This is a genomic window from Neobacillus sp. Fa239 (genome assembly GCF_055395235.1).
In genome coordinates this window covers 4,189,033-4,200,916 of the sequence record NZ_AP041611.1, presented here as the reverse complement: position 1 = coordinate 4,200,916, position 11,884 = coordinate 4,189,033, and the positions used below count along the sequence as shown (strand labels likewise).

The window sequence follows — 11,884 nt, the reverse complement described above, 5'->3', positions numbered from 1 at the left end:
TCGTAAATGTAAAGTGAGGTGAAATTTGATGGAAAAGAAAGACCCTGGCAAAACAAGAGTAGTTGTCGGCATGTCCGGCGGTGTAGACTCTTCTGTTGCTGCTTATATGTTAAAGCAGCAAGGGTATGATGTAATCGGCATATTCATGAAAAACTGGGATGATACGGACGAATTTGGCGTTTGTACCGCGACAGAAGATTATAATGATGTCATCCGTGTCTGTAACCAAATTGGCATTCCTTATTATGCGGTCAATTTTGAAAAACAATATTGGGACAAGGTTTTTACTTATTTTCTTGATGAGTATCGGGCAGGAAGGACGCCGAATCCTGATGTTATGTGCAATAAAGAAATTAAATTTAAGGCATTTTTAGAGCATGCACTAAATTTAGGAGCAGATTATCTGGCTACAGGCCATTATGCTCAGGTAGAATATAGGGACGGCGAATACAAAATGCTTCGCGGTCGCGATGAAAACAAAGATCAGACCTATTTCTTAAACCAATTGACCCAGGAACAGCTTAGCAAAGTTATGTTTCCAATTGGAAATCTTGAGAAATCGAAAGTAAGGGAAATTGCAAAGGAAGCGAATTTAGCAACAGCAACGAAAAAGGACAGTACGGGAATCTGTTTCATTGGCGAACGGAATTTTAAAGAATTTTTAGGTCACTATCTCCCTGCACAGCCAGGCAGAATGGAAACGCTTGAAGGCAAGGTAATGGGAAAACATGACGGGCTCATGTATCATACAATTGGACAGCGCCATGGCTTGGGTATTGGCGGTTCAGGTGAGCCTTGGTTTGCAATTGGCAAAGATTTAAAGCGAAATATTCTTTATGTAGGTCAAGGCTTTCATAATGAAAAATTATATTCGGACTCGATTATTGCTGACGGAATCAGCTGGGTATCCAATAAAGAAAAACCGGAAGCGTTTGAATGCACCGCTAAATTCCGCTATCGTCAAGAAGACCATAAAGTCACGGTTAACCTGCTTGATGGCAATAAGGCGAAAATTATTTTCCATGAACCAATCAGAGCCATCACACCAGGACAAGCGGTTGTTTTTTACAATGGTGACGAATGCCTTGGCGGCGGTACGATTGATGAAGTATATAAAAACGATGAACGTCTGACATATGTTGGATAAAAGGATAAGAGGCTTTCCCAATGGGCAGCCTCTTTTCTGTTTGGATTATGATATACTTTCATTAGATTGGAGCTGAGAATTGTGGACAAAAACCAATTAGGAGTACAATACATGCAAGAAGGCAATTGGGAAGAGGCTGCGAAGGCTTTTAATGAAGCAATCGAAGAGAACCCCAAGGACCCGGTCGCATACATAAATTTTGGAAATGTTCTTTCCGCTATTGGAGACGATGAAAAAGCCTTAAAATTTTATCAAAAGGCCATTGATATAGATGAAAATACCGCAGCTGCCTATTACAGTGCAGGTAATATCTATTTTAGTCAAGAAATTTTCGACGAAGCCAAAAATATGTTTGAAATGGCAATGAAAAAAGGACTTGAAACAAGTGATAATTTTTTCATGCTGGGTATGGCATTGATGCAATTAGAGCAAGGAAAGTATGCTCTACCTTATTTACAAAGAAGCGTTGAATTGAATGCAAATGATTCGGAAGCCCGGTTTCAATATGGACTATGTCTTGCCCAATTGGAATTGCTTGACGAGACAATCGTTCAATTAGAAAAATGTGTCCAGCTGGATCCGACGCATTCCGATGCCTTTTATAACTTAGGGGTTGCCTACGGCTTTAAAGAAGATCCTGCACAAGCAATCAAGATGTTTAACAAAGCGCTGGAAATTCAACCTGATCACGTTCTTGCCGGCTATGGCAAAAAATTAATGGAGAACGAAAATTAAATAACTTTAACTAAATTGCCTTGGGAGGAGGGAGCAAACATGGACAAGCAGGACTCACTGGATTTATTTGCGGAACAAGGGAAGTTTGTCAAAGGCAAGCACCTGGTCACCATTTTTCATAATGAGCAAAATCTTTATACGGTCCTTAGGATTCGGGTGGAAGAAACAAACGATCAATATGATGACAAGGAAGCCGTAATAACCGGTTATTTTCCAAAAATCCACGAACAGGAAACCTATATTTTCTTCGGGGAATTCAAGGACCATCCCAAATTTGGCCTGCAGTTCCAGACCAAACATTTCCGAAAGGACATCCCCCAAACCAAACAGGGGGTCGTCAGTTATTTATCAAGTGAAATGTTTAAAGGGATTGGAAAGAAAACGGCCGAAAAAATTGTTGAAATATTAGGTGAAAATGCGATCTCCAAAATTCTAAACGAGCCTTCATTGCTTGACACCATTCCAAAGCTTCCTCCTGATAAGGCCAAAATGCTTTATGATACGTTAATGGAGCATCAGGGGCTTGAACAGGTAATGGTTGCTTTAAATCAATACGGCTTTGGACCGCAAATATCTATGCGGATTTATCAAGCCTATAAGGACGATACACTCGATATTATTCAAAAGAATCCCTATCAGCTTGTAGAGGACATTGAAGGTATTGGATTTGGACGGGCGGATGAGCTCGGCTATCAACTCGGTATTTCCGGGAATCATCCGGACCGCCTTAAAGCAGCATGCCTGTATACACTTGAAACAGAAAGTGTTCAAACCGGCCATGTCTATTTGCAGGTTAAGGATTTACTGATTAGAGCTAAAAGTCTTCTTGAAGAGAATAAGCGTGATCAAATTGAATTTATCGATATTTCTAATGAAATCATTAAGCTTGAAGAAGAGGGAAAAATAATTGGCGAAGACAAGCGAGTTTATTTGCCGTCGTTATTTTATGCGGAAAAAGGGCTTGTGACGAGCATTAATCGGATATTGGAGCAAACGGAGTATCAGGAGCAATTTCCCGAATCAGAGTTTTTACTTGCATTGGGAAGCTTGGAGGAAAGGCTTCAGGTTCAGTATGCCCCGACCCAAAGGGAAGCCATTCAGACGGCTTTAATGTCACCGATGTTAATCTTAACCGGTGGTCCAGGGACAGGGAAAACCACCGTTATTAAGGGGATTGTTGAGCTATATGGTGAACTGCATGGCTGTTCATTAGACCCAAAGGATTATTATAAAAAAGATGAAGCTTTTCCCTTTTTGTTGGCTGCACCGACAGGAAGGGCGGCTAAACGGATGAGTGAATCGACCGGACTCCCAGCCGTTACGATTCACCGTTTGCTTGGTTTTACCGGTTCAGAAGGGTTTGACCGCGATGAGGCAAGCACGCTTGAGGGAAAAATAATCATCGTGGATGAAACGTCCATGCTTGATATATGGCTTGCCAATCAATTATTTAAGTCTCTTCCGGAAAATATTCAAGTCATTCTTGTCGGTGATGAGGATCAATTGCCATCTGTTGGTCCGGGACAGGTGCTGAAGGATTTATTAAGATCTGAACGAATTCCAACAGTCAGGCTAACGGATATTTATCGGCAGGCAGAAGGATCTTCGATCATTGACCTGGCCCATGATATTAAAAAAGGGTACTTACCTGCAGACATCTCGGTTCAACAGCCTGACCGTTCCTTTATTAAATGTAACTCCGCGCAAGTGGCAAATGTAGTGGAAAAAGTAGCCCTCAATGCGAAGAATAAAGGCTTCGCTGCTAAGGATATTCAAGTATTAGCCCCGATGTACCGGGGGCCGGCAGGAATTGACCGTTTAAATGTATTACTGCAAGAAATCTTTAATCCTAATCCTGATGGGACGAGGAAAGAGATTGCCTTTGGCGATGTAAAATATCGTATAGGCGATAAAGTGCTGCAGCTTGTAAATAAGCCGGAAGATAATGTGTTTAACGGCGATATCGGAGAAATTATTTCCGTTTTTTATGCAAAAGAAAATACGGAAAAACAAGACATGATCCTTATTTCATTTGAAGGCAATGAAGTGTCCTATACTCGTCAAGATTTAAATCAAATTACCCATGCCTACTGCTGCTCTGTTCACAAATCGCAAGGTAGTGAATTTCCAATTGTCATTCTGCCGGTAACAAGAAGCTATTACCGGATGCTGCGGAGAAATTTAATCTATACTGCGATTACACGAAGCAAGCAATTCTTAATCCTTTGCGGGGAAGAGGATGCACTTCGCATGGGGGTAGAAAAAGCGGATGAACAAAATCGCCAAACTACATTATGTCAAAAACTCCAGGAATCGATCCCGGTCAAAACCGGGGATGTGCTGTTAGAGAGCTCTACGGAAAATTTATCTCTCGAAGAAATGCTAATGAGCGTAGATCCGATGATCGGAATGGAAAACGTTTCTCCTTATGATTTTGCTGTAAATGACTGAAACTATAAATGTTCCTAAGGAGGTGGGGGCTACTCTTTTGAGAACATATTCTTTATTGAAAAATCAACCCATTTTTGAAGCGAAAACCGGGACAAAGATAGGTGAGGTTTGTGACCTGTGTATTACAGGTGAAGGATTCGTCTCAGGTCTCTTAATTAAAAAAGGCGTTTTCCTCAAACAAACCTTATTTTTAAGCATTGAGGATGTCACTTCCTTCGGCTATGACGGGGTGATGATTGATGATACCAGTTGCTTGGAAAAGCTTAAGGCAATTCCTGATTATACTCTTTCCCATCAACATTCCCTTGAAGGAAAGCTGCTGCTCTCGAAGAGTGGAGAATCGCTTGGAATGTTAAAAGATGTATATTTTCATGAAGAATTGGGCACAATCGTAGGGTACGAAATTACGGATGGCTTCTTTTCGGATATCACGGAAGGGAAACAAGTCATTCCATCCGGGAGACCCCCAGCGATTGGAAAGGATGCCATCGTCGTAGATGTTGATCAAACGTGAGGTGTCTTTTCATGTTAAAGTGTCCCAATTGTCAAAGCAAGGATATTGGTAAAATCGGCATCAATCAATATTATTGCTGGAATTGTTTTATAGAGCTGTCACTTGCTAAAGGAATCATTAATACCCATCAGGTTGAGGAAGATGGAACACTCAGTTCGTTGGATGATTTGTTTGAAGAAGAACAACGTCGTTACACTCTTTAAAATTGATGAAGAGGTGAAACGTATTGAATAAGATGATGACCACTGTTGTTGCTTTTGGTGCAGGGATGGCAGCGTACAATATTGCTCAACGTAATAACCTGATGTCCTCCCGCAATATGAAACGAATTCAAAAGAAAGTAAAGCGTGCAATCTTTTAATGGAAGAGGATGACACTGTCATCCTCTTTTGTATGAATATTTCCATGTCTCGTCTCTAACACTAACAAAAAGGAGGCAGGTGCATTGGATATTCGGTTGAAATGGTTTTATCGGATTGGTTTTATACTCCTTTTATTAATTGCCATTTATGTTTTCTTGAAAATCCGTTTTGTTTGGCTGCCAATATTAAAGGTTGCATTCTATATTATTTTACCTTTTTTGATTTCCGGCTTTATCACCTATTTACTGCACCCGATTGTGGAGAAAATCCATGAAAAAGGGATGCATCGCGGACTGGCTATTTTTCTCATTTATTTTCTTTTTTTTGGGGGACTTAGTTTTGGCCTCTATAAAGGGATTCCTGCTTTTATTGCCCAATTAAGGGATCTTTCTGAAAGTGCCCCTGTTTTTGCAGAGCAATACCGGAAGTGGATCGAAATGCTTCAATCCCATACCAAGGCATGGCCGGATGGTCTGCAAGGGAAAATGAATGATGGAATTGACGCATTTGAGGCAAAATTAGATTCGCTGCTAACCATTATGGTTGGCATCTTACTAAAGTTTCTCAACTCAGCATTAGTCATTATGATCATTCCATTTCTCGCTTTTTATATGTTGAAGGATTTCCACCTCATCAAACGCTTTGTCTGGTATATGACCCCAAAGAAATGGCGGCAGCAAGGTGCCCGTTTCTTAAAGGATGTGGATGAGTCGCTTGGAAGCTATATTAGAGGGCAGCTTCTTGTATGTGTGGTAATAGGCGGCGCCGCAACCTTGTTTTTTTGGATATTTCATTTAAGATATCCATTGCTTTTGGGGTTTTTAGTAGGGATTACCGATGTGATCCCCTATTTTGGTCCCATTATTGGAGCACTACCAGCAGTTGTTATTGCGGCAACCGTCTCGGTAAAATTAGTCATCATCACCGTCGGAATTATCATCGTCCTCCAATTTCTTGAGGGGAATATATTATCTCCTTATATTTTCGGCAAAAGCCTGCATATGCATCCGCTCTTGATTATGTTAGCCATTACCGCGGGCGGGGAGATTGGCGGAGTGATTGGGCTAATTGTGGCCGTACCTTGCCTGGTTGTCCTTAAAGTGGGTGTCATCCATGCGAAAAATCACTTTATTCACAAAAATTCCGGAGGAACAGCTCCATGATTAATTGACAAACAATTTAACGATAGCTATAATTCGTGTTATAGAATACCAGTTTAAAATGTTGAAGGATCAAGTATGTTATAGTCCATCTATAACGCATATTGCGTAAAAGAGAGGAGCTTCCACAGGCTGAAAGAAGCTCTAGATGAAGGATAACAGAAAGCTAGTCCAGAGTGCAGCTAATCACTGTCGTTATTGCCGCGTTAAGGCAGCTTTGAGAGATGAGTACGGATATAAGTATTCATAATCAGGGTGGTACCGCGAGGATAGCTCTCGTCCCTGTTTTTAGGGATGAGGGCTTTTTTGTATTCTTTTTTAAATATATAAGGAGGTTTAAACAAATGAAGAATTTAAAAGGTTCAGAAATTCGCAAAATGTTCCTCGACTTTTTTAAAGAAAAAGGGCATTCGGTAGAGCCAAGTGCATCACTTGTCCCGCATGAAGACCCATCATTGCTATGGATCAACAGCGGTGTGGCAACATTAAAAAAATACTTTGACGGACGTGTAATACCTGAAAACCCAAGGATTACCAATGCCCAAAAATCAATTCGGACAAATGATATCGAAAATGTCGGAAAAACAGCTCGCCATCATACTTTTTTCGAAATGCTCGGCAACTTTTCCATCGGTGAATATTTTAAAGTGGAAGCGATTGAATGGGCATGGGAGTTTTTAACGGATAAAAACTGGATTGGCTTTGACCCGGAGCTTCTTTCTGTGACCATCCATCCAGAAGATGATGAAGCCTATGAAATTTGGAATAAAAAGATTGGAGTTCCTGAGGAACGTATTATCCGGCTTGAAGGAAACTTCTGGGATATTGGGGAAGGCCCAAGTGGACCAAACTCGGAAATTTTCTACGACCGTGGACCGGAATATGGCGACGATCCAACTGACCCGGAACTCTATCCAGGCGGTGAAAATGAACGTTATCTTGAAGTTTGGAATCTCGTATTTTCACAATTTAATCATAATCCTGACGGAACTTATACACCGCTTCCGAAGAAAAACATTGATACCGGAATGGGTCTCGAACGAATGGCATCTGTTGTTCAAAATGTACCCACCAATTTTGATACGGATTTATTTATGCCGATCATTCGTGCAACAGAGGAAATTTCAGGTGTGAAATATGGTGAGGATAAAGAACGGGATGTTGCCTTTAAGGTAATTGCTGACCATATTCGAACGGTTGCTTTTGCTGTTGGGGATGGTGCCCTGCCATCGAATGAAGGCCGCGGTTATGTTTTACGCCGCTTGCTCCGCCGCGCTGTCCGCTATGCGAAGCAAATCAATATCCATCGTCCATTTATGTATGAACTTGTTCCCGTTGTTGGGGAAATCATGCATGACTTCTATCCGGAAGTAAAAGACAAAACTGATTTTATTCAAAAAGTCATTAAGAATGAAGAAGAACGCTTCCACGAAACTCTTCACGAAGGCTTGGCCATTTTGTCCAGTGTCATTAAAAAAGAGAAGGAAAAAGGCAGTACGACCATTCCAGGTACAGATGTTTTCCGCCTTTATGACACATACGGGTTCCCGGTTGAGTTAACGGAAGAGTATGCCGAAGAGGATGGCATGAAGGTGGACCATGAAGGCTTTGAAGTTGAAATGGAGCAGCAGCGTGAACGGGCAAGAGCAGCTCGTCAGGATGTTGACTCGATGCAGGTTCAAGGAACAGTGCTTGGGGAACTGAAGGTAGAAAGTCAATTTGTCGGATACAACAATCTTGAAACCAACTCTACTGTCTTAGCCATTATCCAAAACGGCCAGTTAGTCGAAGCGGCAGAAAGCGGCGAGGAGGTTCAGTTGATTCTCGATCAAACACCTTTTTATGCTGAAAGCGGCGGCCAAATTGCAGACAGAGGATTATTGTCTGGTGAGGGCGTCATGGTTAAAGTAAGGGATGTCCAAAAAGCACCAAATGGTCAAAACCTTCATAAAGCAATTGTCGAATCTGGAACATTAAAAGTTAATCAAGAAATCAAGGCAACAATTGACAGGGAAAATCGCGTAAAAATCATTAAAAATCACACCGCAACCCATTTACTTCATCAAGCATTGAAGGATGTGTTAGGACCTCATGTTAATCAGGCCGGTTCATTAGTCGAGCCTGATCGTTTACGCTTTGACTTTTCCCATTTTGGACAAGTGAAACCGGAAGAGCTGGAGCAGGTTGAAAAAATTGTCAATGAGCAAATTTGGAAAAATATCGAAGTGGATATCAGCCTAAAGCCTATTGCAGAAGCGAAAGCAATGGGGGCAATGGCACTCTTTGGTGAAAAATATGGCGATATTGTCCGCATGGTCCGTGTTGGAGATTATAGCCTTGAGCTTTGCGGCGGCTGCCATGTTCCAAATACAGCTGTTATTGGTTTATTTAAAATCGTGTCAGAAGGCGGCATTGGCGCTGGTACAAGGAGAATTGAAGCGGTAACAGGAGAAGCAGCCTATCATTTATTAAATGAACAGGTTGGACTGCTTAAAGAAGCCGCTGAAAAGCTTAAAACGAATCCTAAAGATGTGGTCAGCCGCATCGATGGTTTGACAATGGAAATGAAACAGCTCCAACGTGAAAATGAATCATTGGCCGCTAAACTTGGAAATATTGAAGCTGGCAGCCTTGTACAGAATACAAAAGAAATCGATGGGGTCAAGGTATTATCCGCAAAGGTCCAAGCGGCCGATATGAACAACTTAAGAAATATGGCTGATGACTTGAAGCAGAAGCTGGGTTCAGCTGTTATTGTTTTAGGCAGTGTTCATGAAGGAAAAGTCAATTTGATTTCTGCTGTTACGAAGGATTTAATTGAAAAGGGCTATCATGCAGGAAAACTAATCAAGGAAGTTGCAACACGATGCGGCGGAGGCGGTGGCGGCCGTCCGGATATGGCCCAAGCAGGCGGGAAAGACCCTGATAAGTTAGATTCTGCCCTTCAAATCGTCGAGGAATGGGTAAAATCCATTTGATAATGGGACAAAGTAGTGTACAATGAAGGTAAAATATACTTGAAAAGCGGAAGCGCCTTGCCCAGGGGCGACAGGCATAAGACGAGCCGGCGAGAATGTTGCTCTTTAACCTTCTTGACGGATTGGCTTATGACCTGAGCTCCTAGGCGCTGTAGCTGGACTACAATTCTCTCTTTTTTAAAACTGCGAGGTGCATAAAATGAGCTCATTTGATAAAACAATGAGATTCAATTTTCCGGAAGAGCCAATTGAACACGACGTAAATGATGTTCTTTTTCAAGTTTATGAAGCCTTGCAGGAAAAAGGGTACAATCCAATCAATCAAATTGTTGGATACCTTTTATCCGGAGACCCTGCGTATATACCAAGACATCGGGATGCCCGCAACATCATCAGAAAGCTGGAACGGGATGAAATTATTGAGGAATTGGTAAAATCATATCTTAAACAACAACGATAGGGGTTAACGAATGCGCATCTTGGGATTAGATGTAGGCTCTAAAACAGTCGGTGTGGCGATCAGTGATGAACTGGGCTGGACAGCACAAGGGCTTACTACTCTCAAAATCAATGAAGAAAAAGAAGAGTTTGGTTTTGAAGAAATTGGTCAATTAATAAAAGAGTATCAAGTTAGTAAGGTCATAATCGGTTTGCCTAAAAATATGAATGGCACTATTGGCCCACGTGGCGTAGCAAGCCAAAATTATGCGGCTGAAATTGAAGCGAGGTTTTCAGTTCCAACCGTTTTATGGGATGAACGGCTTACGACAATGGCAGCTGAACGAGTGCTGTTAGAAGCGGATGTCAGCCGAAAAAAACGCAAAAAAGTAATCGATAAAATGGCTGCGGTAATGATTTTACAAGGCTTTCTTGATAGTAAAAATTAATGAGGTGAAAACATGGATCATGGTGAGAACCATATTACAGTAGTAGATGAAGACGGCAACGAACAGTTATGTGAAGTATTATTTACTTTTGATTCTGAGGAATTTGGAAAATCATATGTTCTTTATTATCCAGTTGGGACAGATGAAGAAGACGAAGAGGATATTGAAATCCATGCTTCCGCATTTGTACCGACAGAAGATAACGAAGATGGGGAATTAATGCCAATTGAAACCGACGAGGAATGGGATATGATTGAAGAAATGCTTAATACCTTCCTTGACGAACAAGAAGACGAAGAATAGAAGGAAACCGGCCAATTCATTGGCCGGTTTTTTTATGTCTATATTCGTCAAATTAATTGTAAAATTGACATTTTTCGATGTATGTGATGAAATTACTACGAAGTCAATTGTTTATTTATTCTTTTTATTACATAGTATGGACAGCTAAGATGGTTCGTTTGGTTTGGAAGGGAGAGAACTATGGCAACAAAGGATAAAGGCCCTAATAAAGAGGCAATACAGAAAAAATTAATCGAGCACCAAAAGGAAGCAAAGATCATCAGAAAAATAGTCATGATTGTTTCAGTCCTAATTGTTTTATTCATTATCATAATTGGGGGTGGAGGTTATCTTTATATTAAATCCGCTCTTAAACCTGTTGATCCAAACAGTAAAATATTGAAAAAAGTCGACATTCCCATTGGTTCATCCGTTGCAGGAATTGGTGAGGAACTAGAAAAGGATGGTATAATCAAAAGTGCAAGGGTTTTCAAATATTATGTTAAATTAAAAAATGAAGGCGGTTTTATGGCTGGCGTTTATGAACTAAGCCCTTCCATGGATATACCTGAAATTCTCAGCCGTTTAAAAACAGGAAAAGTGTTACAGCAGGCTGCTTTTAAAATAACCATTCCAGAGGGAATGCAGTTAAAGGAAATAGCTCAAATCATTGCTAAATCAGTTAATAAGCCGGAAACGGAAGTATTTAATCAATTAAATGATAAAGCCCTTATTAAAAAAATGATGGCGAAATATCCTGATTTGTTAACAAATGAAATCCTGAATCTCAACATAAAATATCCGCTTGAAGGATATTTATACCCGGCGACCTATTCATTTTACAAGAAAAATCCATCAATAGATGATATTGTCACGGAGATGCTGGATAAAACCCAAAAAGTTTTAGCAGCTTTTACTCAAGAACGAAAAGAGAAAAAGCAGTCGATTCACGAGCTGTTAACGATGGCCTCTTTAATTGAGGAGGAAGCGACCGCAAAAGCCGATCGCGGGAAGATTGCCAGTGTCTTTTATAATCGGATTAATAAGGGGATGCCGCTGCAAACAGATCCAACGGTCCTTTATGCAGAAGGAAGACATAAAGAAAAAGTATATTATCAAGACTTGGAAGTGAGTTCCCCATACAATACGTATAAAAATACGGGGTTACCGCCCGGGCCGATTTCCAATGCCGGAATCATATCGATTGAAGCGGCATTACGTCCTGATAAGACAGACTTTTTATATTTTCTGGCCACACCGGATGGCAGGGTTATTTTTACAAAAACACTTGCCGAGCATAACCAGGAAAAAGCCAAATATATTTCCAATAAAAAATAGCGACAGTATTTGGGGAAAAATTAGCTTTCC

General features: G+C 40.9%; 12 protein-coding genes. All 12 read left to right on the top strand.

The genetic code is table 11. The features are described 5' to 3' along the window. The first annotated feature begins 28 nt into the window (after positions 1-28). The 12 genes from mnmA (at position 29) to mltG (ending at position 11,854) form a co-directional block, all read left to right on the top strand. Positions 29-1,147, top strand: a complete 1,119-nt coding sequence (mnmA, locus tag ACZ5XR_RS20815) for a tRNA 2-thiouridine(34) synthase MnmA (protein WP_464498349.1) — start codon at positions 29-31, stop codon at positions 1,145-1,147. An 81-nt stretch (positions 1,148-1,228) separates the two neighbouring features. After that, positions 1,229-1,882: a tetratricopeptide repeat protein gene (locus tag ACZ5XR_RS20810; RefSeq protein WP_464498348.1), complete on the top strand. Its 654-nt coding sequence runs from the start codon at positions 1,229-1,231 to the stop codon at positions 1,880-1,882. 39 nt (positions 1,883-1,921) lie between these two features. Continuing rightward, entirely contained in the window at positions 1,922-4,333 is a 2,412-nt protein-coding gene (recD2, locus tag ACZ5XR_RS20805) for an SF1B family DNA helicase RecD2 (protein WP_464498347.1), read from the top strand. A gap of 37 nt (positions 4,334-4,370) precedes the next feature. Continuing rightward, entirely contained in the window at positions 4,371-4,847 is a 477-nt protein-coding gene (locus ACZ5XR_RS20800) for a PRC-barrel domain-containing protein (protein WP_464498346.1), read from the top strand. A gap of 11 nt (positions 4,848-4,858) precedes the next feature. Continuing rightward, the gene (locus tag ACZ5XR_RS20795; RefSeq protein ID WP_464498345.1) at positions 4,859-5,050 is read left to right on the top strand and encodes a hypothetical protein; all 192 of its coding nucleotides are present in this window, start codon (positions 4,859-4,861) and stop codon (positions 5,048-5,050) included. A gap of 32 nt (positions 5,051-5,082) precedes the next feature. Next, the gene (locus ACZ5XR_RS20790) at positions 5,083-5,208 is read left to right on the top strand and encodes a YrzQ family protein (RefSeq protein ID WP_464502394.1); all 126 of its coding nucleotides are present in this window, start codon (positions 5,083-5,085) and stop codon (positions 5,206-5,208) included. Positions 5,209-5,292: 84 nt separating this feature from the next. After that, the gene (locus ACZ5XR_RS20785; protein ID WP_464498344.1) at positions 5,293-6,372 is read left to right on the top strand and encodes an AI-2E family transporter; all 1,080 of its coding nucleotides are present in this window, start codon (positions 5,293-5,295) and stop codon (positions 6,370-6,372) included. 341 nt (positions 6,373-6,713) lie between these two features. Then, positions 6,714-9,347 carry an alanine--tRNA ligase gene (alaS, locus tag ACZ5XR_RS20780; RefSeq protein WP_464498343.1) on the top strand — a complete coding sequence of 878 codons (2,634 nt, stop codon included), beginning with the start codon at positions 6,714-6,716 and terminating at the stop codon, positions 9,345-9,347. Between the two features lie 199 nt (positions 9,348-9,546). Beyond that, positions 9,547-9,807 (top strand): IreB family regulatory phosphoprotein, encoded by a 261-nt coding sequence (locus ACZ5XR_RS20775; protein WP_464498341.1) that lies wholly within the window; start codon positions 9,547-9,549, stop codon positions 9,805-9,807. 10 nt (positions 9,808-9,817) lie between these two features. Beyond that, a complete protein-coding gene (ruvX, locus tag ACZ5XR_RS20770; RefSeq protein WP_464498340.1) occupies positions 9,818-10,234 on the top strand; it encodes a Holliday junction resolvase RuvX in 417 nt (138 codons plus the stop codon). Between the two features lie 12 nt (positions 10,235-10,246). Continuing rightward, positions 10,247-10,537, top strand: a complete 291-nt coding sequence (locus tag ACZ5XR_RS20765) for a DUF1292 domain-containing protein (RefSeq protein WP_464498339.1) — start codon at positions 10,247-10,249, stop codon at positions 10,535-10,537. Positions 10,538-10,717: 180 nt separating this feature from the next. Further along, entirely contained in the window at positions 10,718-11,854 is a 1,137-nt protein-coding gene (gene mltG / locus ACZ5XR_RS20760; RefSeq protein ID WP_464498338.1) for an endolytic transglycosylase MltG, read from the top strand. The last annotated feature ends 30 nt before the right edge of the window (positions 11,855-11,884 follow it).